The sequence below is a fragment of the Pseudomonadota bacterium genome, assembly GCA_039028155.1.
In the GTDB taxonomy this organism is placed as follows: Bacteria; Pseudomonadota; Alphaproteobacteria; order SP197; family SP197; genus JANQGO01.
The window spans coordinates 17,391-40,259 of sequence record JBCCIS010000040.1 but is presented as its reverse complement, the minus strand read 5'-3'; the positions used below and the strand labels follow the sequence as shown (position 1 = coordinate 40,259).

General features: G+C 63.0%; 25 protein-coding genes. 8 read left to right on the top strand and 17 right to left on the bottom strand.

The annotated features are described in order from the left end of the window. Positions 1–63 precede the first annotated feature (63 nt). Positions 64–339 (top strand): hypothetical protein, encoded by a 276-nt coding sequence (locus AAF563_18505; protein ID MEM7123280.1) that lies wholly within the window; start codon positions 64–66, stop codon positions 337–339. A gap of 132 nt (positions 340–471) precedes the next feature. Here the strand turns inward: AAF563_18505 and AAF563_18500 are convergent, their stop codons facing one another. The 7 genes from AAF563_18500 to pdxH all read right to left on the bottom strand — a co-directional run bounded on the left by AAF563_18500 (position 472) and on the right by pdxH (position 6,502). Continuing rightward, positions 472–1,068: an HdeD family acid-resistance protein gene (locus tag AAF563_18500; GenBank protein ID MEM7123279.1), complete on the bottom strand. Its 597-nt coding sequence runs from the start codon at positions 1,066–1,068 to the stop codon at positions 472–474. Positions 1,069–1,109: 41 nt separating this feature from the next. Next, positions 1,110–1,856 (bottom strand): SDR family oxidoreductase, encoded by a 747-nt coding sequence (locus AAF563_18495; protein MEM7123278.1) that lies wholly within the window; start codon positions 1,854–1,856, stop codon positions 1,110–1,112. Beyond that, the gene (locus tag AAF563_18490; GenBank protein ID MEM7123277.1) at positions 1,849–2,331 is read right to left on the bottom strand and encodes a GNAT family N-acetyltransferase; all 483 of its coding nucleotides are present in this window, start codon (positions 2,329–2,331) and stop codon (positions 1,849–1,851) included. Before AAF563_18490 ends, AAF563_18495 begins: the two co-directional genes overlap by 8 nt. Before the next feature lie 9 nt (positions 2,332–2,340). After that, complete coding sequence (locus AAF563_18485) at positions 2,341–3,204, bottom strand: universal stress protein (protein MEM7123276.1); 864 nt, start codon at positions 3,202–3,204, stop codon at positions 2,341–2,343. A gap of 148 nt (positions 3,205–3,352) precedes the next feature. Next, positions 3,353–4,927: an AAA family ATPase gene (locus AAF563_18480; GenBank protein MEM7123275.1), complete on the bottom strand. Its 1,575-nt coding sequence runs from the start codon at positions 4,925–4,927 to the stop codon at positions 3,353–3,355. A gap of 10 nt (positions 4,928–4,937) precedes the next feature. After that, on the bottom strand, positions 4,938–5,891 hold the full coding sequence (locus AAF563_18475) for a cation diffusion facilitator family transporter (protein ID MEM7123274.1): 954 nt from the start codon (positions 5,889–5,891) through the stop codon (positions 4,938–4,940). A gap of 14 nt (positions 5,892–5,905) precedes the next feature. Next, positions 5,906–6,502 carry a pyridoxamine 5'-phosphate oxidase gene (pdxH, locus tag AAF563_18470; protein ID MEM7123273.1) on the bottom strand — a complete coding sequence of 199 codons (597 nt, stop codon included), beginning with the start codon at positions 6,500–6,502 and terminating at the stop codon, positions 5,906–5,908. 216 nt (positions 6,503–6,718) lie between these two features. Between pdxH and AAF563_18465 the strand changes: the two genes are divergently transcribed. The 5 genes from AAF563_18465 to aroC all read left to right on the top strand — a co-directional run bounded on the left by AAF563_18465 (position 6,719) and on the right by aroC (position 10,540). After that, positions 6,719–7,186 (top strand): RT0821/Lpp0805 family surface protein, encoded by a 468-nt coding sequence (locus tag AAF563_18465; protein ID MEM7123272.1) that lies wholly within the window; start codon positions 6,719–6,721, stop codon positions 7,184–7,186. 65 nt (positions 7,187–7,251) lie between these two features. Then, complete coding sequence (locus AAF563_18460) at positions 7,252–8,217, top strand: DnaJ C-terminal domain-containing protein (GenBank protein ID MEM7123271.1); 966 nt, start codon at positions 7,252–7,254, stop codon at positions 8,215–8,217. Further along, positions 8,214–8,540 carry a chaperone modulator CbpM gene (locus tag AAF563_18455; GenBank protein MEM7123270.1) on the top strand — a complete coding sequence of 109 codons (327 nt, stop codon included), beginning with the start codon at positions 8,214–8,216 and terminating at the stop codon, positions 8,538–8,540. Before AAF563_18460 ends, AAF563_18455 begins: the two co-directional genes overlap by 4 nt. Before the next feature lie 114 nt (positions 8,541–8,654). Beyond that, a complete protein-coding gene (gene fabI / locus AAF563_18450; GenBank protein ID MEM7123269.1) occupies positions 8,655–9,467 on the top strand; it encodes an enoyl-ACP reductase FabI in 813 nt (270 codons plus the stop codon). Between the two features lie 2 nt (positions 9,468–9,469). Further along, a complete protein-coding gene (gene aroC / locus AAF563_18445; GenBank protein ID MEM7123268.1) occupies positions 9,470–10,540 on the top strand; it encodes a chorismate synthase in 1,071 nt (356 codons plus the stop codon). On the opposite strand, the gene AAF563_18440 is transcribed toward aroC, so the two are convergent. Beyond that, entirely contained in the window at positions 10,541–11,476 is a 936-nt protein-coding gene (locus tag AAF563_18440) for a DMT family transporter (protein ID MEM7123267.1), read from the bottom strand. A gap of 251 nt (positions 11,477–11,727) precedes the next feature. Beyond that, a complete protein-coding gene (locus tag AAF563_18435; protein MEM7123266.1) occupies positions 11,728–12,897 on the bottom strand; it encodes a LysR substrate-binding domain-containing protein in 1,170 nt (389 codons plus the stop codon). Positions 12,898–13,318: 421 nt separating this feature from the next. On the opposite strand from AAF563_18435, the gene AAF563_18430 reads away from it, so the two are divergent. Next, positions 13,319–14,026, top strand: a complete 708-nt coding sequence (locus AAF563_18430; protein ID MEM7123265.1) for a GAP family protein — start codon at positions 13,319–13,321, stop codon at positions 14,024–14,026. Here the strand turns inward: AAF563_18430 and AAF563_18425 are convergent, their stop codons facing one another. Genes AAF563_18425 through AAF563_18390 form a run of 8 tightly spaced genes read right to left on the bottom strand, consistent with a single transcriptional unit; the run spans position 14,027 to position 21,648 of the window. After that, positions 14,027–14,767: a rubredoxin-like domain-containing protein gene (locus AAF563_18425; protein ID MEM7123264.1), complete on the bottom strand. Its 741-nt coding sequence runs from the start codon at positions 14,765–14,767 to the stop codon at positions 14,027–14,029. It abuts the gene before it with no gap. A 28-nt stretch (positions 14,768–14,795) separates the two neighbouring features. After that, complete coding sequence (gene betC / locus AAF563_18420) at positions 14,796–16,316, bottom strand: choline-sulfatase (GenBank protein MEM7123263.1); 1,521 nt, start codon at positions 16,314–16,316, stop codon at positions 14,796–14,798. A 31-nt stretch (positions 16,317–16,347) separates the two neighbouring features. Beyond that, on the bottom strand, positions 16,348–17,088 hold the full coding sequence (locus tag AAF563_18415; protein ID MEM7123262.1) for a TlyA family RNA methyltransferase: 741 nt from the start codon (positions 17,086–17,088) through the stop codon (positions 16,348–16,350). Then, positions 17,085–17,558, bottom strand: coding sequence for a cell wall hydrolase (locus AAF563_18410; protein ID MEM7123261.1), 474 nt, complete (start codon positions 17,556–17,558; stop codon positions 17,085–17,087). The genes AAF563_18415 and AAF563_18410 overlap by 4 nt, the downstream gene beginning before the upstream one ends. Before the next feature lie 18 nt (positions 17,559–17,576). Continuing rightward, positions 17,577–19,499: a 1-deoxy-D-xylulose-5-phosphate synthase gene (gene dxs, locus AAF563_18405; GenBank protein MEM7123260.1), complete on the bottom strand. Its 1,923-nt coding sequence runs from the start codon at positions 19,497–19,499 to the stop codon at positions 17,577–17,579. 44 nt (positions 19,500–19,543) lie between these two features. Next, the gene (locus tag AAF563_18400; protein ID MEM7123259.1) at positions 19,544–20,455 is read right to left on the bottom strand and encodes a polyprenyl synthetase family protein; all 912 of its coding nucleotides are present in this window, start codon (positions 20,453–20,455) and stop codon (positions 19,544–19,546) included. Next, complete coding sequence (locus tag AAF563_18395) at positions 20,452–20,703, bottom strand: exodeoxyribonuclease VII small subunit (GenBank protein MEM7123258.1); 252 nt, start codon at positions 20,701–20,703, stop codon at positions 20,452–20,454. Before AAF563_18395 ends, AAF563_18400 begins: the two co-directional genes overlap by 4 nt. Positions 20,704–20,715: 12 nt before the next feature. Then, complete coding sequence (locus AAF563_18390; GenBank protein ID MEM7123257.1) at positions 20,716–21,648, bottom strand: histone deacetylase family protein; 933 nt, start codon at positions 21,646–21,648, stop codon at positions 20,716–20,718. Between the two features lie 161 nt (positions 21,649–21,809). Here AAF563_18390 and AAF563_18385 point away from each other — a divergent pair, with 161 nt between their 5' ends. Continuing rightward, entirely contained in the window at positions 21,810–22,868 is a 1,059-nt protein-coding gene (locus AAF563_18385; protein MEM7123256.1) for an efflux RND transporter periplasmic adaptor subunit, read from the top strand. Position 22,869 lies beyond the last annotated feature (1 nt).

The following is a 22,869-nucleotide window of genomic DNA, read 5'->3' as shown; positions in this document are numbered from 1 at the left end:
AGCGCGTCAGATGCCTGTACCGATGTGCGTGTAAGGGACGAATAAGACATGGAGAGCCTATCTATGGCAGCTACCAGCAATGCCTATGTTGTTGGGCAAGAACAGGGTCCGCGTAAGGAACTCCGTCAGGCGTTTGATGAGCCCGGACGGTGTATCGGCAGACAAGCGACCAGCCTCCGGTCACTTCTGTCGTTGCGTGACGACGATCCCAAGCCCGATGTTGTGTTGATCGATATGACCCGTTGGGGGCCAGACGCAGCGGAAGATCTCGATCAACTGCGCGAGACCTTTCCTGATGTCGAGTTGCTGATCACCTATCCAAGGGATTGGTATCACTAAGGTGGCTCGCCCCACACCCGGCGGGTGACGGGGCGAGGACTTGTCTGCGGCTTCACGCCTGTTGGCGTCACGACCACAACCGCCCTGGACCTTAATTGTCCGGGGCGGTTTGGTTTTTTAGGCCACCCGGTTCTACGACGCCTCGGCTTCTGTGCCCTTCTGGGCGTCTTTTGCCGCCTTGCGCATCGCGGCGGCCAGCATGACAGCCGTCCAGCCGGTGAACAGTAGGCTGATGCCGACCAACAGGCCGATGACCCAACCGAAGTCATTGGGAAATGCAACCCACAGAATGATGCCCAGCACCAGATCCAAGACGCCGGCGAACAGCACCCAGCCCCAGCCGGCATCCGGCCTGTGCTGGAACGCCGCGATGATCTTCGTGATGCCTTCAACGATGAACAGGGCGATGATGATCGCCGTCAGCGCCACGGCGCCGGCCAGGGGATCGAACAAGACCAGCGCGCCGGCGACAATGGCCACGATGGCGGCGATGATGTTCCAGACCAGGCTGCGGCGCGAGTGCTCCTTGAAGGCGGTGTAGCCGCGCACGACACCGCCGACCAGCAGCAGAATGCCGATCAGAAGCGTGATCGCGACCGTGAACAGAAACGGCAGCAAGATCGCCAAGCAGCCGAGCACAATCAACAGGACACCTTCTAGCATCAGCGTTGACGTGCTTGTTTTCCCGGCGGCCTGGCTTACCAGGTCCGTAATGTTCTTCTCAGACATTCAGGTCCCTCCTTCGCGGATCCCCATACGCGTGCGCGGCACTATATCAAATGTTGACCACCGGTGATCATAATCTCTGACCCCGTGACATAGCGGGAGTCGTCGCCGCACAGGTAAAAGATCGTGCCGGCCACATCCTCGGGCGTTCCCATTTTGCCGAGCGGTATGCGCGGCACCAGGTCGTCGTATTCCGGCGACAGCATCGCGGTCTCGATCTCACCCGGCGCGACCGCGTTGACCCGTACATCCAGATGCGCGAACTCGACCGCCATCTCGCGGGTCAGCGCCGACAAAGCCGCTTTCGAACAGGCATAGGCGCTGCCGGCAAACGGATGCACGCGGTGTCCGACGATCGACGTCACGTTAACGATGGCGCCCTTGCCCCGGTGGAGCGGCGCGGCGAGGCCGCGCGCCAGAACCAGAGGCGCAAAGAAGTTAAGGTCGAAGACGTTGCGCCAGTGATCCATGCTGCCGTTAAGCGTGCCCAGACGCTCCTTGAAGTCAGTCTTCGGCGATACGCCGGCGTTGTTGACCAGCGCATGCACCGGGCCGTCACCGATGATGGCGTTGGCTTCCTCGACGAAGGCGGCGATTTCGTCCTGATCGGCGAGGTCGGTCGGGATATGGCGATGCGGCGAATCCTCCACCTTGCGGTCAAACGGAATATCGTCGCGCGAACAGCTGATCACTCGCCAGCCTTCCCTGACGAAGCGGATCACGGTGACGTGGCCGATACCACGGCTTGCGCCGGTCACAACCACGGTCTTCATCGTCTGGACGTCAGCCATGTCCGGGCCAGACATAGGTTACATCGGGTTCGCCTTCGGCCTCGCTGATGCCAAAGCCGACGGCTCGGAAACCACGCTTTTCATAGAACCCGCGCGCCGAACGGTTGGCCTGAAACGTGTGAAGTGAGAGACCCTTGGATTGGCGCGCCTTGGCATCGTCCAGAAGTTTGCTGCCGACGCCCCGTTTCTGGTGCCGCGGCGCGACAAACAACTGGTCGATCAATGAGCCCTCTAGACACAGAAATCCGATCACGCTGCCGTCCGCATCCTCGGCGACACGGACGCTGTCCCATCGCGTCATCGCGTCACCGACAAACGCATCGAAGCTTCGGTCGGTGTGGGGCCACGCCATGAATCGATAGGCCGTGCGAGTGGCGTCGCGCAGGATAGCGGCGATCGCCGGCTGGTCGGCATCGTTGGCATCGCGCAATCGCGTCCCGGCGGTCGGTGCGTCAGGCTGGGCGTGGTTTGCCATCGTCGTACCTCAGTGGGTAAACAGCACCGGCACGTCAGCCTTGTTCAGCATGAAACGTGTCGCGCCGCCCAAGATGAGCTGGCGCAACTTGCCTTGGCTGAATGCGCCCATGACGATGAACGACGCGTTTTCTTCGTGGGCGGTGCTCAACAGCGCCTCGCCGATATGGGTCCAATCACCCGGCAAACGATGATTGTGACACTTGATGTCGTGGAGCGCGAGGTAGTCGGTCAGTGCTTCGGCGCTCGGCCCGCGCATGGAACTCTCTTCCGGGCACATGATGGCGACAGTGTCCGCGCCCAGCAGCAGCGGCATGGCGCGATGGACAGCGCGTGCTGCTTCCGCGCTACCGTTCCATGCGATGGCCGCCGGTCCATTCAGATCCGACGCCTTGCCCGGTGGGATCAGCAGCAGGCCACTGCCGGACTCCATCAGGACGGATTCCGCGACGACCTCTTCCTTGGCGTCGCCGGCAGCGCCTGGGCGGGCTGCGATCACCAAATCCGACAGGCGTCCGCGCTCGGCAATGACCTCGTCCTCACGGCCATCCTCAACATGAAAACTGGCAGACGCTTTTCCCGCGACCGGTTCGGTTGTCTGCTCAATTCCCAAGTCCTTGCACAAGGCTTGAAAGTCCTGTTGTGCGTGATGCGATCGGTTGTCGATGTCTTGCTCGGCGGTCGAGATAATCTCTTCAATGACGGCGCCGGTCATGCCTTCTGTCATGAACGCGACGGCATCGCGCGGGTTGCGGCGAACATTGATGACCTCAATATGGGCGTCATAACGTAGGCCCAAGCGAAAGGCGGTCTCCATCGCCGCCCGCGCTTCAGGGTCCCCGGACGCTGCCGCCAGGATCTTTGCGATTTTCATGAGCTGTCGCTCCGCACTGTCTCGTCTGCCCCACGCGCAATCCTAGAGCGGATCGTGATTAGGTGGAACCGTCTTACGGTTCCACTTAACCACGTGAATCCGCTCTCTATCTAAGTGTAGAGCAGATTCCACCAAAACAGGATCCGCTCTAAGACCGTTGGTCGCTCGTTGCCACCTCCGGGTTGTCATCGATGACAGTCTTGGCGCGCGCAAGCGTTTCGGCGGGCAAGCCGCTGGCGTCAACGCAGCGCCACGCGACCGCGCCGAGATCGCGCTCCGCTTGACGTGCGACGACCGCACCATCCGCGTCCGACGCATCGCCGTGTCGTTGGTCGACCCGGGTGCGCAACGCCGAAAGCGGCGCGTTCAGCCACAGGCCGGTAAATGGCACGCCATTTTTGGTCGCGATGGCTTCGATCCCGTCGCGCTCGTCCTTGTTGGCATAGACTGCATCGGCCACGACCGGCCATCCGGCCGCGAGCAAGGCTTCTGCCAACGCGTTTGCCTTCTCGTAAACCTTCCGCGTAACCGCGGGTTGGTAGGCCGCCTGGTCAAGCGGGGACTCGAACGGCTGATTGAACAACCGCTTGCGCAGGACGTCGGAGCGCAGCACGACGGCGCCCGGTGCCGTGCCCAATCCCGGCGCCAATGCGGCGGCCAGTGTCGATTTGCCGGTTCCCGAAAGACCACCGACCGAGACCAGCCTGGGGGGCTCTGCCAGCAACAGCTCGGTCGCCAGCGCTACATAGCGGCGTGCCCGCCCGATGGCGTCGCGCCGGCCGGGCTCATCCGGTTGCGTATCAATGCTGAGCGCCGACGCTTTCGCGCGTACCGCGGCGCGGCACGACAGAAACAGCCGAAACGCTGGCATGCCCGACCAGTCGCCGGTGCGCCAGAGATAGCGATTGAGCGACCGATTGGCGAGCTCCGGCAGGTCGCGTGCGATCAGGTCCATGACCAGAAAGGCGAGATCGTACAACACGTCGCAACACGCGATGCGATCGTTGAACTCGATGGCGTCGAACAGCGTAGGCTGACCATCGATCAGGCACAGATTTCTGAGATGCAAATCGCCGTGACAGTGGCGCACCGATCCGGATTGACGTCGCGATTCCAAGAGATCGCGCCGGGTGTCAAACGCGTTACGGGTTAGGCGGACCAAGTCCTGAACGTCGGCTTCGGCGAAGACAGCGGGGACGAACGAGGCGATGTCGTTCAGATTGCCGTCGATGACCCAGGCCATGCCATCGCTGCCGCCGTGATCGGGTCGAAGCGCCGCGGTATCGTGCAGCCGCGCCACCGCGTCGCTCGCGCCATCGATCAGACCACTGGTCAGCTGGCCGGTTGCCGCCAGGCGGTCGAACAGGCCTTCTTGATCAAAGCGCCGCATGACAACGACGTAGTCCACCGGGTCACCGTCGCCGTCCATCGCCAGTGTCCCCGACCCATCCCGTGTGATCGCCTTGACGTCCAGGTAGATGTCCGGCGCGGTGCGGCGGTTGATGGCGAGTTCGGATTCGCAGGCTGCCTTGCGTTTGGCAACCGTGCCGTAGTCCAGGAAGGAATACGTTACGGCCCGCTTCAGCTTGAGCACCCGGTCGGCGCACAGCGCGACAACGGCGCCGTGTGTGTCGATGCGCTCGACCGGCGTCGACGGTGTGGCGCCAAACGCGGCCGGGGATGTCACGAAGCGAATGACGTCGGTCTGATCGCCCGCGGTCATCGCCAGGCCCTCACTGGCTGGTTGCCGCGGCGCTGTGCGGTTTTTCGTAACCCTCGGGGTCTTCATGAATAATGACTTCTGCCCCCTTGAAGGCGTTGACGATCATCGCTTCCACTTCGTGGGAAAGTTCATGGGCGCGCACCAGCGACAGGTCGGGATCAAGTTGCAGGTGGAACTGGATGAACGGCTGAATGCCCGAGCTTCGCGTCCTCAGGTCGTGCATGCCGCGAACCTCTGGGTGACTCATGACGATCTCGCGGATGCGGTCGCGGTCCTCGTCGGGGAACTCGCGGTCCATCAGCAAGTCGAGCGAGCGGCGCGCGACCTTCCACGAGCTGAACGCGATGTACGCTGCGATGGCGATAGCAATCGCGGAGTCGACCCAGCGCACGCCCAGCTCGCTGGCGACAACCAGGGCGATGATGACGCTGATGTTGATCATGATGTCCATGCGGTAGTGCAGGGCATCGGCGGTGATGGCGGTGGACTGCGTCCGTTTGACAACGACGTTTTGAAACGACACCAGGCCCACGGTCAGCACGATCGAGGCGACCATCACGGCGATGCCGATTTCGGTGTTCTGGATCGCCTGGCCGCTGTCCAAACGGTGAATTGCCTCAATAATGATGAAGACGCCGGATCCGGCGATGAATGCGGCTTGGACCAATCCGGCCAAGGGCTCGGCTTTGCCATGGCCGAACCGATGCGCCTTGTCAGCCGGCTGCAAGGCGTGACGGACGGCGAACAGGTTGACCAGAGACGTGAACCCGTCCAGCAAGGAGTCGATGAGGGAAGACAGCAGGCTCACCGATCCGGTCATGAAGGCGGCGGCCAGCTTGGCAAGAATTAAGACGATCGCAACGCATACAGAGGCGATGGTCGCCAGGCGCATCAAGCGAGCGCCGGTCGCATCAATGCGGCCTACGCCACCTTCCTGATTGCTGTCATGCGCTGCGTCGTTCATTCAGCGCGGGCTCCTCAGGGAAACAGACGCGACGTCCTCCAAGGCGCATCGTCGGTTTCGCGTTCGAAGACGATGCGCTCGTGCAGGCGAAACGGCTTTTCCGACCAGAACTCGATCAGCCTGGGGGCAATTCTGAAACCCGACCAATAGGGCGGTCTCGGTATCTCTCCGATAGCGAACTTCGCGGCGTACTTGGCGACGCTCTTTTCAAGGTCGTAACGGGTGGCCATGGGCCGTGACTGTTGGGACGCCCAGGCACCGATGCGACTGTCGCGATGGCGCGACTGGTAATAGGTGTCGGCGTCGGCGTCGCTGACGGTTTCAACGCGACCTTGGACACGAATCTGGCGGCCCAGCGGCATCCAATAGAAGCACAACGCCGCCTGCGGGTTTTCCTGAAGCTCGCGGCCCTTGCGGCTCTCATAGTTGGTGTAGAACACGAAGCCGTCGGGGCCATATCCCTTAAGCAGAACCATTCTAAGTGACGGCATGCCGTTCTTGTCGGCGCTTGCCAACGCCATGGCCGTTGGTTCTTTCAGACCACAATCCTTGGCTTCGGCGAACCAATCCCCGAACAATTCAATGGGATCGCGCTCCTCAATCGAAGGCATGCTTCACTCCCTGCCGCCGCACTATGTTACGACCCTAAGAAAACGTAGGGTTTCTTGGGGTCAAACGTGATAGTTACCGTCGTCGCCGTAGGTGCCTACGGTACGCTCATGCTATAGTGATGCCATGTTATGGCCGGATTTGATCCGTAAGTCCAAAATGACCTTAGCGATGGGCGCATCGCCACTTCGGCGGAAATCTGAAGCGAGGGATTGGTTATGATGAAATTAAAGCTGGCAGCGGTTCTGGTAGCGTTTTCGCTGGTCACCGCGTGCGAGGGCGCAGGCGGCAAGGAGACCGCTGGTACGCTTCTGGGCGGCGCTGGCGGCGCTCTCTTGGGCGCCCAGGTCGGCAGCGGCTCGGGACAGATTCTCGCGGCCGTGGCCGGTGGTCTGGCCGGCGCGTTCCTGGGCAACCAGATCGGCCAGTCGCTGGACCGTGCCGATCAGGCCTATGCGGAACAGGCGACCCAGCAGGCGCATAACGCGCCGATCGGTCAGACGATCGCCTGGAACAATCCGGAATCCGGTAACTCCGGCACCTATACGCCGGTGCGCGATGGTTATGACAGCGGCGGCGCCTATTGCCGGGAGTACCAGACCACGGTCACCGTGGGCGGCAAGGTCGAAGAAGCCTATGGCACGGCGTGCCAGCAGCCCGATGGTTCGTGGAAAGTGGTGAACTAAACCATCTTCCTTCCTACATTAGGGGCGGCGTCGAAACCTTCGGCGCCGCCCTTTCTGTTTGAGGAATGCCATCCGTGCGTGATCCCTATGAGGTCCTGGGCGTCGACCGCAAGGCGAGCCAGGACGACATCAAGAAAGCCTATCGCAAGCTCGCGAAAAGCTCCCACCCGGACCTTCACCCCAATGACAAGGAGGTGGAGAACCGGTTCAAGGACATTTCAGCGGCCTACGATCTGTTGTCGGACGCTGACAAGCGCGGCCGCTTCGACCGCGGAGAAATCGATGCCAGCGGCGCCGAGACACCGCAAGGTTTCTACCGTTCTCAGGCCGGCGGCGACGACTGGAAGTACCGCGAGCGTTATGCCGGCCCGTCAGGCTATGGCGACTTCGACGGCATGAGCCACGAGGAAGTCAACGATATCCTGAACGACCTGTTTGGCGGGCGCGCCCAAGGGGGCCGTGCCGAGGGCGGCGCGCCACTGAAGATGCGCGGCGCGGATGTGAACTATAGCCTCAGGGTCAGTTTCCTGGAGGCCGCCCGAGGCGGTGCCAAACGCATCACCATGCCGGAAGGCCGCACCCTGGATGTCACCATTCCCGCCGGTATGGAAGACGGTCAGACACTGCGCCTGGCAGGCCAGGGCGGCGAGGGCTTCGGCGGTGGCCCGGCGGGCGATGCCTACGTCACCATCCATATCGACCCCCACGGCTTTTTCGAGCGCAAGGACAACAACATTCATATCGAATTGCCGGTAACGCTGCAGGAAGCGGTTCTGGGTGCCAAGATCATGGTGCCGACCGTCGACGGCGATGTGCAGATGACGGTGCCGAAGGGTTCCAACACCGGCAAGACCATGCGGCTAAAGGGGCGCGGCGTCGTAGACCGGCGGTCGGGCCAGCGCGGCGACCAATACGTAAAGCTCAAGGTCGTCCTGCCTGACAAGGCGGACGATGCGTTGACCTCGTTCATCGAGGTCTGGGCACCCGACCACGAGTACAATCCGCGCCAGCACATGGGAGTGGCCTCATGATGACGTTGGAGGAGTTGGTCATCACCGTCCGCGTCGAGCGGCGCCAGGTGACAAACTGGGTCCAGGCCGGCTGGCTGTTGCCGGAGAGCGTCGAGGGCGACTGGACGTTCACTGAGATCGACATCGCGCGCGCCCGCCTGATACGCGACCTCTTCGAGGCGTTCGAGGTCAATGACGCGGCCGTGCCGGTGATCCTGGACCTGATCGATCAGCGCCAGGCGCTGGAGGGCCGTATGCGGGATCTATTCGCCGCGCTGGGCGAGGAGCCGGCGTCCGTCCGGCGCGGGGTGTTGGCCCGCTGTTTGAAGCGCCTGGAGGAGTAAGCGCGGCCGCGCCCGGCTTTGCCGCAAACGGTGTTTCGTGTAGGATCGCGCGGGCACGGGGGGCAGCGGCCAGCCAGCGCTACCGTATCTGTAACTGACGATGATGAGGGTTTGATGACCGAGCCACGCCCACTCATGGCGGGCAAACGCGGGTTGATCATGGGCGTGGCCAACGACCGCTCAATCGCCTGGGGTATTGCTTCGGCACTGGCCGAGCATGGCGCCGAACTCGCCTTTACCTATCAGGGCGAGGCTCTGGGGAAGCGGGTCGTGCCGCTTGCCGAACGCTTGGGCAGCGACCTCGTCGTCGAGTGTGACGTGACCGACATGGCAAGCGTCGACGCGACGTTTGCTCGCTTGGAAAAGGCCTGGGACAAGCTCGACTTCGTGGTCCATGCGGTCGCCTTTTCCGACAAGGACGAACTGAAGGGCCGCTACGTCGATACGTCGCGTGAGAACTTCCTGAACACCATGGAAGTCTCGTGTTACTCGTTCACCGCCGTCGCGCGGCGCGCCGAAGCGATGATGAGCGACGGTGGCAGCCTGATCACGCTCACCTACTATGGCGCCGAGCGTGTCATGCCCCATTACAACGTCATGGGCGTCGCAAAGGCGGCGCTGGAGGCCAGCGTGCGTTACCTGGCGGCCGATTTGGGTGAGAAGGCGATCCGGGTCAATGCGATCTCCGCCGGCCCGATCAAGACCTTGGCGGCGTCGGGCATCGGCGACTTCCGCTACATTCTGAAGTGGAACCAGTACAACTCGCCTCTGGTTCGCAACGTCACCATCGATGAAGTCGGCGGTGCGGCGCTCTATCTGGCATCCGATCTCTCGACGGCGGTGACCGGCGAGGTCCATCACGTCGACTGCGGCTACCACATCGTCGGCATGAAGAACCCGAAGGCGCCGGACATCACGGTCGTATAGCTATGGCTGGCAATAGCTTTGGCCATCTGTTCCGGTTCACGACCTGGGGCGAAAGCCACGGGCCGGAGATTGGTGTCGTCATCGATGGGGTGCCGCCGCGTCTACCGCTGAGCGAAGCGGATGTGCAAGTGTGGATGGACCGACGCAAGCCCGGCCAGTCGCGTTTCACCACCCAGCGGCGCGAGCCTGACGAGGTGAAGATCGTCTCCGGGGTCTTTGAGGGTGTGACGACCGGTACGCCCTTGGCCATGATCGTCGAAAACACGGACCAGCGGTCCAAGGACTACGGTGACATCGTGGAAAAGTGGCGTCCCGGTCACGCCGACTTCACCTATGACGCCAAGTATGGCGTGCGCGATCACCGCGGCGGCGGACGGTCAAGCGCGCGCGAGACCGCCATGCGGGTCGCCGCCGGTGCCGTGGCGCGCAAGGTATTGGGCGACGACGTGACAATCCGTGGCGCCGTCGTGCAAATCGGCCCTTACAAGATTGACCGGGGCCGCTGGGACTGGACGGAGGTCGAGAAGAATCCTTTCTGGTCACCGGATGCCCAGGTGGCCGGTGAATGGGAGGGTTTCCTGGATGGCGTCAGAAAGCAGGGTTCGTCGGCGGGCGCGGTGATCGAGATCGTCGCATCCGGTGTGCCGATCGGGCTCGGCAGTCCGGTCTACGACAAGCTCGACTCCGATCTCGCCAAGGCAATGATGAGCATTAACGCGGTCAAGGGCGTTGAGATTGGCGACGGCTTTACGCTTGCGGCCGAGCCGGGCGAAACGGCCGCCGACGAGATGCGCATGGAAGGCGATACGCCGATTTTCCTGTCCAACCACAATGGTGGTGTGTTGGGCGGCATTTCGACTGGCCAGGATGTGGTCGCGCGCTTCGCGGTGAAGCCGACCAGCTCGATCATGCATGAACGCCAGACCGTCGACCGCGATGGCAACGAAACGACCGTTCAGGTCAAGGGCCGTCACGATCCCTGTGTCGGTATCCGCGCGGTGCCGGTGGGTGAGGCGATGATGGCCTGCGTGCTCGCCGACCACCTGCTGCGCCACAAGGCGCAGTGCGGTTAGTCAGAGGTTTCTAGGCGTCGCCCGGGCGATCTGACGACGACGTTCGCGTTCACCGGTCAGCGTGTCGCCGATGACGGCGGCCAGGACCAGTGCGCCGCCGATCAGCGTATAGGGTCCGGTCGTCTCGCTGAACGCCATCCAGACCCAGAGTGGCCCCAGCACCACCTCGACAAGGTTGATAAGGGCGACCTCGGCGGCCGGCACGTAACGGGCACCGACTGTGATGAAGTAGCAGGCAACGCCAAGCTGAAAGACACCCAGGGCAACCGAAAGCCCGACGTCGTGCAGCGACAGCGACAGACCGACGCCGGTCACAACGAAACACATGAACAGGGCCGCGATCGTGCCAAGCAAACCGCCAAACGCGGCGACCGGCAGCATCTCGATGTTTGGCTTGGATCGCAGCGCGACCAGGAATACGGCGAGCCCTAAGGCAGCGGCGGCGGCGGCGACATTGCCCCATAGGTAACCAAAGGAGATGTTCTCCGCGACCATGACGCCAACGCCCGCAAGTGACACGACGATGGCTAGCCAGGTCGCCAGCCTGACATGTTCGCCCAGGAACACGCGCCCCAGGATGGCGGCCATGAAGGGCGCGGCCGCCAGCAGGAACAAGGCATTCGCAACGGTCGTCGACTGGATGGCGACAATGATACCGCAAAAGGCGACGGCGATGGCGATGCCGCCGACCAGCGTCGCGCCGGCTGCCTGACGAAACGTGCTGAGAAGATGACCGGGATTGCGCCAGGCGATGATGATCAGCAGGAACACCATCATCGAGAAGGATCTGAGCGCCAGGATCTGCCATGACGTCGCGTCGTCGATCATCCTGACGCCAAGCCCCATCCACGATGAGGCGAGCGCGCCCAGAAGGACGAGAACGATCCCTCGGCGATAGCCGCCCGAACGGGCCGACTGAACCGCAGCGACACTCATGCAGGCATCCCTTCGGGAGATCTCACGGCAGACATGCCCAATCGGGCGTGCGCAGGCTAGAGCATTTTTCGTTTTCACGGAAACCGTGCCAGCCCGCTCCCCCTCCCGTCCACCCATGGCAGTATCCTCGGGGTGGCCTCGGCGAAAACGCCTCTCGGCGTTTTGCCCCGGAGGAGGGGGAGCGGGCTGGCGATGCCGTTGTAACGGAAAACGCGCTAGCTGCACACGCGTTGTCTGTCATGAGTCTCGATTCAGACGGAAGCCCTGAAATGCGCGCGGCACGCCTCGATAAACGCCGTTGCAATAGCCGATAGGTCGGTGTCCGCTTTGCGCGCCAGGACAATCTCGCTGGCCTGGGCATCGCCAGACAGGGGGCGCGCGACCAAAGCACGGCCGTCATAGGTCATGTTCGACGCCGGCTTGGTGGCCAACAACGCGTAGCCGAGACCGTGACCGACCATACCGCGCACCATTTCCAGAGACCGCGAGCGAAAACGGATGACCGGATCGTGGCCGCTCTGTTCGAACAGCGACAGAAAGTAGTCGGCGCTGGGCGGCGCATCGAGAAGGATCATCGGCTCGCCAGCGAGTTGTTCGAGCGACACGCTGAGCTGACCTGCCAGTGGATGGCCCTCGGCGAGCAGCACGTAGGGATTCAGGGCGTCGAGCGGCTCCGTTTCGACGTCATCGCCGAGGTCGATGTCGTAGAGCAGGGCAATCTCCGTCTCACCCGACTTCAGGCCCTCGACGACCTGGCGCTGGTCGCCGTCCTGGAGCTGCAGTTGCACGGCCGGGTGTTCGTCGAGCAAGCGTGACAACAGCGCGGGTACCAGATAGGGCCCGAAGGTATGGAAGCAGCCCAGCCGCAGCGGTTCCGATACCTCCTCAGGTGCATCGCTGCGCAGGCTGTGGATGCGCGTCGGTGTGCCGTACGCGCGATTGGCGTAGATCAGCGGCGAACCGTGGGGCGCGACGAAGATGTCCTCGACCGCGCCAAGGAAGACATGATGGGTACCGATACGTTCGCCACTGACCATGCGGCAGTCGAACGCGACGAGGGGATCGACAACGCGCGGCGCCCCCGTGGTCTGGACCGTCCAGTCGGCGCAAGAGAACTTGTCGCCGTCATCGGTTTTGATCCGTCCGGCGAACGTATCGGAAATGAAGGACTGATCGTCCCGTAACACGTTGACGCAGAAGACGCCGTTTTCCAGGATCGCGGCGGCCGACGCGCTCTTGTGATGTACACACACAAGCAACGTCGGCTGCGGGGTATCCGCCGACACCGATGACATTGCCGAGACCGTCACCCCCGCCCTGCCGGCCGCGCCGTCGGTGGTCACCACGTTGACGGTACAGGCGGCATGGCTCATGCCGTTGAAGAACCGCTGCTTCAAATCGGCGTTGGTCAAGTCGTTCATCGGTGTCGGTCCCCGGTTTGTCTCCACGTGCGTGGAAGCTTGGCCCATCGTGTTTGTCGCCCGCTCCTCGTAACGGGAATCCATTGGGCAGGGCGGCTCAGCCCTCCCTCACGCGCCGATACAGGGAAACTGGACGATGAACCTGGTTCCGTAAAACATAACTTTCTCAGGACCAGAATAGATTTTGCCGAGGCAATTCCGATTTTCGCCGTCTATCGTGCAGAATTGCCGCGGCATGGCGGTGCGGCCGCGTGGTGATTTGCCGGCTGCGAGAGCGGATCATGGTTAGGTGGAACCGTCTTACGGTTCCACCTAACCATGTGAATCCGCTCTCCATCTATGAATAGAGCAGATTCACCTGTCTCGTCGGAATCGCGAAGCGATTCCACCAAAACAGGATCTGCTCTAGCGCGGGGGCGCGATGACATTGACGGACCTTCTTGTCGTCCTGATTCCAATCGGACTGCTGGACAGCACGTCCATCATCCCGCTTTGCATTGTCTTGTTGGTTATGCTGCTCGCCGGACCCAACCCGGTCGTCCGGTCGTGCGCGCTGATATTGGGGATTTTCGTCGCCTACCTAGCGTTCGGCCTGCTCGTCTTGTTTGGCCTGCAGGCGATCATCGATCGCATCGAGGCTTACGTAGATCGGCTGTGGGTCAATCCGAATCTCGAAGAACTGATCCTTCAGATCGTCATCGGGGTTGTGCTCTGCGTCGTGGCGTGGCGCATGATCGCGAAGGACAAGAAAAGCGCCGACAAGCCTGCACCGTCGTCCATGACGGCGATCCAGGCCTTCGTATCGGGTGCCGTACTGACGATTGTCGGATTGCCAGGTGCCGTTCCGTACTTCGCCGCGATCGATCTAACGATGCGCGCGGACCTCTCGATGGCCGAAGAGATGGGCGCGCTCGCGTTCTACAACATTGTCTTCGTCCTGCCGATCGCCGCCATCGTGGTGCTGCGCGTTGTCCTCGGGACCCGCAGCCAACGGTTGCTCGACGGGATCAAGAGGTTCTTTGACACATGGGGGCAGCGCGTGATCGTGGCCTTGCTGGCCGTGCTCGGTGTGATCCTCATCCTGGACGGTATCGGATGGCTGATCGGCTACCCGCTGATCCCGGTCTAGTTACGCCGCCTTCGATAGCGCACCGTCGAAGTCACGGCGCCAGTCAGCGAAGTCGACAACGAAGTTGTAGCCGCACACGGTCTTTAGATCGCGGCCGTCGACGACCTCCACGATGCGGTCTGCCCGCTCCCTTGTCGCATCCTTTGGGCCATGCGGGTTGAGCCGCATCGTGTTGCCCGGCGGAAAGGCGTAGTCGCAGACAAACAGCACATCGCCCAGGATGTACATGGTCCAACCCGGCGAATGGCCGCCGATATGGAAGGCCTCGAGGTCGCCGTGACGGAAGTCGCCGGTGAACTTGTCGTCGACGGTGAACTCCTTGGCCAGGGGATTGGCCGCATCGGCTTCGTGAATATGGACTTGGCAACCCCACAAGGCGCGGTACTGGTTTGATGCACCCATGAAATCCTTGTGGGTGAAGAAGATGTGGTCGACCGGCGCCAGATTTCGATTGAAGGCGGACGGGCAGTCGATCCAGACCGCGCCGCCGTCGCCCTCGATGCGATAGGCCGCGTGTTCGATACCGAGGCGCGGTTCCGACATCAGCTGCGTGATGCGCTCGTTGACCGGTTTCGGCGTGACCGCATAGGTCTGTTCGGTCTCGTCCCAGGTCCTGAATTTGTCGTGGCGGACGCCGCAAAACGGACAGACGTCCGGCATCTCGCCGATCATGTTGTAGCCGCAGGTCAGGCACACCCACTGCTGGGTCGGAAAGTTCATGGGCAAGGGTCTATCGAGCATGGCGGGCTCCTCGTCGCTGTCAGGCCAATCAGCTGTCGAAGCGCAAGACGTCGCGTGCCTCCGCTTCGTGCCAGTTGCCCCGATAATAGCGCACGGCGGCATCGTCGAACGGTTGGAAGTCGACGGGCGTGCGCCTGCCGGCCATCAAAGCCTTGTTGACCAAGGCGTTGCGCCGCTGTTTGGTCAGGATGCGTTCGGTCAGCGCTTTCAGCGGCCAGCGTTGGCGAACCTCCGACTCGAAGCCCTCGACCTCGGCCTTGCAGTCGACATCGTGAACCAAATTGTCCCGCTCCTCCGGATCATCGGCCAGATCGAAGAGGGAGCAGGGGCCGCCCTCCCAATGGACGAACTTCCGGGTGCCGCGCCGGATCATGACACCTGGCGCGCGCGCGCCTTCGAAGAAGATCTCCGAGGCCGTCTCGTCGCGCCAGGTCGCGCCGTCACCGGTGATCAGCGGCATCAGGCTGCGCCCCTCGATCGGTTCGACCAGTTCTTCGGAACCGCCGTCGAGCGCCATGTCGAGCAAGGTCGGCATCACATCCATCAGCGACGTCGCCTGGGCGACGCGGCGCGTGCCCGACATGCCGGGAATGTGCACCATCAGCGGCACCCGTGCGGACCGTTCGTAGAAGCTCATCTTGTACCAACAGCCACGCTCGCCCAGCATGTCGCCGTGGTCGGCGGTGAAGATGATGATCGTGTTGTCGTCGAGCCGCGCGGCCTTCAAGGCGTCCAGCACCTTGCCGATCAAATCGTCGACCAGGGCGATCGAGCCATAGTAGCCGTGACGCGCATTACGGATGTCCTCGTCGGTGACCTCGTATTCGCCGCGATCGTAATGGCGGTAAAGCCATCGGCCGTGACTGTCGCGTTCTTCCGGTGCCAGAAAAGGCGTCACCGGCATGTCGATATCGTCGTGGCGATAGCGATCCCAGTAGGCGGGCGGCGTGACATAGGGATCGTGCGGATGGGTGAACGAAACCTTCAGGCAGAACGGCCGTTCGTCGCCGCTTCGCGCGTAGTCATAGAGCCAGCGCACCGCAAAGTGCGCGGTATCGTCGTCGTGATCGAGCTGCGTGCCACGCTCGACGACGCCCGCCTCGACCACATTCTTGAGGTCGTGGAACCAGGGCAAAATGCGGTCGGGCTCGTCCCAGATGCCGTACCAGTGGTTGTCGGCCGGACAGATGTCGGTGGTCAGCCGCGTCTCCAGCCCGTGCAGTTGATCGGCACCGATATGATGCGCCTTGCCGCTCAACGTCGTCGCATAGCCGCCGGCGCGCAGGTAGTGCGCGAAGGTCGGCGTCGACCACGGGTAATCGCAGCCGCTGTCGAAGACGTCGACCGCCGAGGGCAGGCGCCCGGTCATCAGCCCGGCGCGCGCGGGAACGCACAGCGGTGAGTTCGAATAATGCGCATCGAAGATGACACTGTCGGCGGCGAGGGCGTCGAGCCGCGGCGTCTTGACCACCTTGTGCCCATAGGCCGGTAAAAAGTGCGGCGCGAGCTGATCGGCCATCAAGAACAGGATGTTGGGTTTGGTCGTCATCGCAGCGTCTCCCGGAGTCCGGAAGATGCTATCAGCCGTTTTTCCCGGCGGCGATCAGGAACTCCTTGTTGCCGTCCGCGCCGGTCACCGGACTTGGCGTGATGCCAATAACCTGCCAGTACGGCTGATCGGAGAGCCAGCTCTCGATGTCGCGGCAGACGGCCTCGTGCACTTCGGGGTCGGTGACGATGCCGCCCTTGCTGACTTCGCCGCGGCCGGCCTCGAACTGTGGCTTGATGAGGGCGACGAGGAGGGCGCCTGGCGCGGCCAAGGCAAGGGAGGCGGGAAGTGCGGTCTTCAAGCTGATGAAACTCAAGTCGGCGGTGATGACATCGACAGGTTGCACGATCAGGTCCTTGTCGAGGTCGCGGGCGTTTGTCTTTTCCAGCACGGTGACGCGGGCGTCTTCGCGCAGCTTCCAGGCGAGCTGGCCGTGGCCGACATCTACGGCATAGACGTGGGCCGCGCCCCGCGTCAGCAGCACGTCGGTGAAACCGCCGGTCGAGGCGCCGAGGTCGAGCGCCGTCTTGCCTGTGACATCGAGGTCGAAGTGGCCGAGGGCGTGGTCGAGTTTCAGGCCGCCGCGCCCAACCCAGGGATGGTCCTTGCCGCGCACGTCCAGGTCGCTGTCATCGGCGATCTGGTGACCCGGTTTATCGAGGCGTTTGTCATTCGAGAACACCAGGCCCGCCATGATCAGGGCCTGGGCGCGGGTGCGGTTTTCAGCGAGGCCCCGGTCGACCAGGAGCTGGTCGAGGCGCCGCTTGGTCACCGGTAGAAGATGTGCGGGCCGATCTGAACGGTGCGTTCGAGCTTCGACGCCCAGGACGGCTCGACCTGCGTGTTGTGGAAGTAGAGCGCGCCATCAGTCGGATCGGGATCGTTGCCGCCCATGACCAGCTGAGCGACCTCTACCGCTTCGCCCCACTTTGCACTGTTCGTCGGCTCGTCGCTCTTACCGTCGCACCACCAGTGGAACTGGCAGCCGTGAAGCGATCCCTCTGGCCCCTGGTGGACGACATCGCACACGGTGTCGGGGAACCTCGGGTCGGTCATACGGTTCATCGTGACGTGGCCGACGGCGCGCTGGCCTTCGGTATCGCCGGCGGGCGCTTCGAAATAGATGTTGAGCGCCATGCATTCCAGCGAGTGATACTCGGTGGGGCTGGCGACCGTGTCTTCGGTCGGGGCGCAGGCGATCAGCATCAGCCCTGCCATCAGTCCTACGACGTTGAGTTTCACGAAGACCATGCCGCCGCGTCAGGCGCGGGCGGGCTCCTCGTTGGCGTCCTGGCCCAAGGCGGTAAGGACGGTGGCGACGATATCGGACGCGTTGAGGCCGGCTTCGTCGTACATCTCGACCGGCTTGGCCTGATCGATAAACGTCGGCGGCAGCATCATCGGACGAACCTTGAGCCCTGAGTCCAACAGGCCGTCATGGGCCAGGAAGTTGAAGACGTGGGCGGCGAATCCGCCGGTTGAGCCTTCTTCGATCGTGACCAGCACCTCGTGTTCGCGCGCCAGGCGCCGCACCAGGTCCTCATCCAGCGGCACGGAGAAGCGCGCGTCGGCGACCGTGGCCGAGAGGCCGCGCGCGGCCAGCACGTCGGCGGCCTTGTTGCATTCGCCAAGGCGCGCGCCGAACGACAGGAGCGCGACGGCCGTTCCCTCGCGCATGATGCGACCCTTGCCCAGTTCCAGCACGGTGCCCCGCTCGGGCAAATCGACGCCCATGCCTTCGCCGCGCGGATAGCGGAACGCCGACGGCCGGTCGTCAATCGCCGCCGCGGTCGCGACCATGTGCATCAGATCGGCCTCGTCGGCCGCCGCCATCACCACGAACCCGGGCAGGGTGGAGAGATAGGCGACATCAAAGGCGCCCGCGTGGGTCGGTCCATCGGCGCCGACCAGGCCGGCGCGATCGATCGCAAACCGCACGGGCAGACGTTGAATGGCAACGTCGTGCACAACCTGGTCATAGGCGCGCTGCAGGAACGTCGAATAGATCGTCGCGAACGGCTTGAACCCTTCGCATGCCAGGCCGGCGGCGAACGTGACGCCGTGCTGTTCGGCAATGCCGACGTCAAAGGCACGGTCAGGAAAACGTTCGGCGAACTTGTCGATGCCGGTGCCTGACGGCATCGCGGCGGTGATCGCGCAGATCCGGTCGTCGGCTTCCGCCTCGGCTATCAACCCTTTGGCAAACACCGACGTATAGCTGGGCGCCTTTGGCTTGGCCTTGTTCTGGGCGCCGGTAATGACGTCGAACTGGGAGACGCCGTGATAGCGGTCGGCCGACTTCTCGGCGGGCTCATAACCCTTGCCCTTGTGGGTAACGCAATGCACCAGCACCGGCCCATTCTCGCGCGTATCGCGCAGGTTCTTCAGGATCGGCAGCAGGTGGTCCAGGTTATGACCGTCGATCGGGCCGATGTAATAGAAACCGAGTTCCTCAAACAGCGTGCCGCCGGTCGCGATGCCGCGGGCGTATTCCTCGAAGCGTTTGGCCGCGACCTCCAGAGACCGCGGGAAGCGTGCGGCAAGGCCTTTGGCCATGTTGCGCGCCGAACGATAGGTGCCCGATGACAGCGCGCGCGCCAGATAGGCGCTCATGGCGCCGACCGGCGGCGCGATCGACATGTCGTTGTCGTTCAATATGACGATCAGACGGGTGTCGCGGGCGCCGGCGTTGTTCATCGCCTCATACGCCATGCCCGCCGACATCGCGCCGTCGCCGATAACGCAGATGACGTCGCGTTCCTCGCCCTTCAGTTCGCTGGCGACGGCCATGCCCAGGCCGGACGAAATGGATGTTGAGCTGTGCGCGGCGCCGAACGGGTCATACTCGCTCTCCGCGCGTTTGGTGAAACCGGAAAGCCCGTCCTTCTGCCGCAAGGTGCGGATGCGGTCGCGCCGGCCGGTCAGGATCTTGTGGGGATAACATTGATGGCCGACATCCCAGACCAGGCGATCATCGGGTGTGTTGAAGACATGATGGATGGCCACGGTCAGCTCGACCACACCCAGACCTGCGCCCAGATGACCCCCTGTCTCGGCGACCGCGTTGATCATGTCGTGACGCACTTCGTCGGCCAGCTGGCGCAACTCTTGCGGCGTCATCTCACGGATATCGGCCGGCCATGTGACGCCGTCGAGGAGGGGAGTCTCGTTGGAGATCGTCAATCCACCATCCCTATGTCTATCGCTGTGCGGCCATGCTGCGGTCTTCAGGTGCGACGGTTCACGACAAAGCGTGCGACGTCGCGCAACGTGTCGGCAGGTTGACCGAATCCCGAGAGACTTTCAATGGCCTGCAGGGCGAGTTGCTCGGCGCGTTTTCGCGCGATTTCAGGGCCGGCCGCGGCGACCATGGTGGCCTTGCCAGCCTCGGCGTCCTTGCCGACCGCCTTGCCCATTTCTTCCTCGTTGCCCTCGGCATCCAACAGATCGTCGATGATCTGGAACGCGAATCCGAGATCCCGTCCATAGCTCACGATCGCTGCCCGGTCCCCATCGTTCGCCTCGCCGACGATGGCACCGCTTTCGGCCGAAAATGTGATCAAAGCGCCCGTTTTCAAGGCCTGAAGATGTTCGATTGTGGCGACATCGACGGATCGGTGCTCGACCGCCAGATCAATCATCTGGCCGGCGACCATACCGTGGGCGCCGGCCGCGCCCGCAAGGCCGCGAACCAAGTCGACCCGCACCGCGGCGCTGTCGTGAGTTGTCGGGTCGGCCAGCACGTCAAACGCCAGGGTCAAGAGGGCGTCGCCGGCCAGAATGGCGGTCGCCTCATCGAACGCCACATGACACGTCGGGTGGCCGCGCCGCAGGTCATCATCGTCCATGGCTGGCAGGTCGTCGTGCACGAGCGAGTAGCAATGCAGCATCTCGACGGCGGCGGCGACGCGCATTGCCCGCTCTTCAGGCACACCGAACAGGTCGCTCACGGCGAGCGACAGGTAGGGGCGCAGGCGCTTTCCACCATTCAACGTGGCATAGCGCATAGCATCGAACAGGGGTTTATCCAGACCGCCGCTTGTCGGCAGCAGGCCGTCCAGAGCAGCCTCGACCCGTTGTGCCGTCGTCGCCAGGTTCGCGACGACGCTTTCGTCGACCTGTACGGGCGCGACGCTCATGAAATTTCAGTCGCCTCGGCGCTAACGCTGCCGTCAGCCGCCAGCTTGATTTTTTCGACCTTCTCCTGCGCTTCACGCAGTTTGGTTTCGCAATGTAACTTCAACGCCGCGCCCCGCTCATAGGATGTGATGGCATCGTCGAGCTTGCTGTCGCCGCTCTCCAACCCCTCCACAATTGTCTCAAGTTCGGCCAGTGCCTGTTCGAAGCTCATGGCCTTGATGTCGTCATTCGTTTCTTTTTTTGCCATTTCCCCTATTCCTTACGCCGCAGCCATCAATCGGATCACATGGGTCGCCGTGCTGGTGGCTAGGGCGTCCAGGTCATACCCGCCTTCAAGCGACGACACCAACCGGCCCTCGGCATGCAGATCCGCCATGGCCACCAGTTGATCGGTTGCCCAGGCGAAGTCCTCCTCGATCAGATTGAGGTTGGCGAGGGGGTCCTGCTGATGGGCGTCAAACCCGGCCGATATCAGAATGATCTCCGGCTTGAAAGCGTCCAGAGCCGGCAGGATCCTTTTCTCCATGGCGGCGCGGAACGCTTCGCTTCCGGTGTGGGCGGCGAGCGGCGCGTTCACGATGTTGTTGTAGGCGCCCGTGTCCTCGACCGCGCCGGTACCGGGATAGTGCGGATACTGATGGGTCGAGCCATAGAACAATCCTTCACGGTCCCAGAAAAGCGCCTGGGTGCCATTGCCGTGATGGACGTCGAAATCAATAACGGCGGCGCGCGCGATGCCATGCGCCTGGCGTGCGTGCTCGGCCCCGATCGCGACAGAGTTGAACAAGCAGAACCCCATCGCCTGGCCGGCCTCGGCATGATGACCGGGCGGACGCACCGCGCAGAACGCGTTGTCGGCGGCGCCTTCGATCACCGCGTCGACCGCGGCGCAGACCGCGCCGGTCGCGTGCAGCGCCGCGTCGCCGGAACCCGGCGACATCACCGTGTCGGGGTCAAGGTGAACCAGTCCCTGATTGGGCTCAGCCGCCAGAACACGGTCGACCTGACCCTTCGGATGCATCAGCGTCAGCAGGCTGTCGTCGGCTCGCGGCGCCTCGACCCGTATCAGGGCATCGAACATGTCGTGCGCCAGAACCTGCTGAATGGCTTCCAGCCGTTCCGGGCGTTCGGGGTGGTGCGGCCCGGTTCGGTGATCCAGGTAAGACGGATGAACGTAAAGCTGTGTTGTCATTGATTATTTCGCCTATGTGGCGTAACAGATCCGCGCGTTGTGCTTCACCCAGGCGTGATCACAATGCGCCGAACTGCCTACTTGCCGAGCGTGACCCCTATGAACCCCGATAGTACACTCCCGCTCCCATGATTCCACGGATTCTCTTAGGCCTAGTTGTCGTGGTCGGCCTCGCTTCGCCTGCCTTGGCGCAGGACGACGCGGTGCTTGTCGGCGTCGACGAGGTGATTGTCGAGCAGGTGAACGAAACGGCCAATGTCATCGGCCGATTTGTGTCGCGCCAGTCCGGGACCGTCGCGACGGAAGTCGAAGGCACCGTCGAAAACGTTTTTGTCGAGGTCGGCGATCGTGTCCTGGCCGGGGACAAGCTGGTCCAAATCCGGTCCGATCGCATGGAACTGCGCCGCGACCTCCTAGCCGCCGAGGTCGAGCAGGCGCGCGCGCTCCTGGTCGCCGCCGAAGCCGACCTGTCGCTGCAGCGCCAAGCGCTGGTGCGGCTTGAGGATCTGTCGGAGTCCGCGGCCTATTCGCAAGCACGCCACGACGACCAGATACAACAGGTGGCCATGTCCGTGGCGCAGGTCTCCGTGGCCAACGCCGCGCTGATCCGCGCCGAGGCGAACCTGGCCCTGGCTCAGGACGAGGTCGATGACGCGGTTATTCGTGCGCCCTATGACGGTGTCATCGAGCTGCGCCACACCGAGATCGGCTCCTATGTCGATATCGGTAGCGCCATTGTCGACATGGTGAACGACGGCACCATCGAGATCGAAGCCGACGTGCCTTACGACGCGATTGGCGGCCTGTTGCCGGGTGTCTCCGTCAGCGTCGACTACGTTGGTGACAGCGGCGAGCCGCACCAGGCGGCGGTGCGCGCGGTGGGTGTCGCGGAGAATGCCCAGGCCAGAACGCGGCCGGTGCGGTTTTCGCCAAACTGGGACGTAACACCCGGAACGGTCGCCGACGGTCAGACCGTGCTGGTCGAGATCCCGGTCGGCGAATTGCGCGATGCCGTCACCGTGCACAAGGACGCGATCAACAGAGGCGGCGGCGGTGCGTCGGTCTTCGTCGTCGTGGATGGTGCCGCCCAGCCGAGACCAGTGTTTCTGGGATCGGCGGTTGGCGCGCGCTTCATCGTTTTGAGCGGTCTTGAGCCCGGTGAACTGGTCGTGGTGCGCGGCAACGAACGGCTGTACCCCGGACAGGCGGTGGCGTTCTAGC

What these genes read in the sequence shown, in the direction of transcription:
- AAF563_18435 (MEM7123266.1), bottom strand. Translation starts at nt 12,897, where the DNA reads ATGAACGACTTGACCAACGCCGATTTGAAGCAGCGGTTCTTCAACGGC.
- AAF563_18400 (MEM7123259.1), bottom strand. Translation starts at nt 20,455, where the DNA reads ATGAGCGTCGCGCCCGTACAGGTCGACGAAAGCGTCGTCGCGAACCTG.
- AAF563_18505 (MEM7123280.1), top strand. Translation starts at nt 64, where the DNA reads ATGGCAGCTACCAGCAATGCCTATGTTGTTGGGCAAGAACAGGGTCCG.
- AAF563_18430 (MEM7123265.1), top strand. Translation starts at nt 13,319, where the DNA reads ATGACATTGACGGACCTTCTTGTCGTCCTGATTCCAATCGGACTGCTG.
- aroC (MEM7123268.1), top strand. Translation starts at nt 9,470, where the DNA reads ATGGCTGGCAATAGCTTTGGCCATCTGTTCCGGTTCACGACCTGGGGC.
- AAF563_18500 (MEM7123279.1), bottom strand. Translation starts at nt 1,068, where the DNA reads ATGTCTGAGAAGAACATTACGGACCTGGTAAGCCAGGCCGCCGGGAAA.
- AAF563_18460 (MEM7123271.1), top strand. Translation starts at nt 7,252, where the DNA reads ATGCCATCCGTGCGTGATCCCTATGAGGTCCTGGGCGTCGACCGCAAG.
- AAF563_18490 (MEM7123277.1), bottom strand. Translation starts at nt 2,331, where the DNA reads ATGGCAAACCACGCCCAGCCTGACGCACCGACCGCCGGGACGCGATTG.
- fabI (MEM7123269.1), top strand. Translation starts at nt 8,655, where the DNA reads ATGACCGAGCCACGCCCACTCATGGCGGGCAAACGCGGGTTGATCATG.
- betC (MEM7123263.1), bottom strand. Translation starts at nt 16,316, where the DNA reads ATGACGACCAAACCCAACATCCTGTTCTTGATGGCCGATCAGCTCGCG.
- AAF563_18480 (MEM7123275.1), bottom strand. Translation starts at nt 4,927, where the DNA reads ATGACCGCGGGCGATCAGACCGACGTCATTCGCTTCGTGACATCCCCG.
- AAF563_18465 (MEM7123272.1), top strand. Translation starts at nt 6,719, where the DNA reads ATGATGAAATTAAAGCTGGCAGCGGTTCTGGTAGCGTTTTCGCTGGTC.
- AAF563_18390 (MEM7123257.1), bottom strand. Translation starts at nt 21,648, where the DNA reads ATGACAACACAGCTTTACGTTCATCCGTCTTACCTGGATCACCGAACC.
- AAF563_18495 (MEM7123278.1), bottom strand. Translation starts at nt 1,856, where the DNA reads ATGGCTGACGTCCAGACGATGAAGACCGTGGTTGTGACCGGCGCAAGC.
- AAF563_18440 (MEM7123267.1), bottom strand. Translation starts at nt 11,476, where the DNA reads ATGAGTGTCGCTGCGGTTCAGTCGGCCCGTTCGGGCGGCTATCGCCGA.
- AAF563_18425 (MEM7123264.1), bottom strand. Translation starts at nt 14,767, where the DNA reads ATGCTCGATAGACCCTTGCCCATGAACTTTCCGACCCAGCAGTGGGTG.
- AAF563_18485 (MEM7123276.1), bottom strand. Translation starts at nt 3,204, where the DNA reads ATGAAAATCGCAAAGATCCTGGCGGCAGCGTCCGGGGACCCTGAAGCG.
- AAF563_18395 (MEM7123258.1), bottom strand. Translation starts at nt 20,703, where the DNA reads ATGGCAAAAAAAGAAACGAATGACGACATCAAGGCCATGAGCTTCGAA.
- AAF563_18475 (MEM7123274.1), bottom strand. Translation starts at nt 5,891, where the DNA reads ATGAACGACGCAGCGCATGACAGCAATCAGGAAGGTGGCGTAGGCCGC.
- AAF563_18455 (MEM7123270.1), top strand. Translation starts at nt 8,214, where the DNA reads ATGATGACGTTGGAGGAGTTGGTCATCACCGTCCGCGTCGAGCGGCGC.
- pdxH (MEM7123273.1), bottom strand. Translation starts at nt 6,502, where the DNA reads ATGCCTTCGATTGAGGAGCGCGATCCCATTGAATTGTTCGGGGATTGG.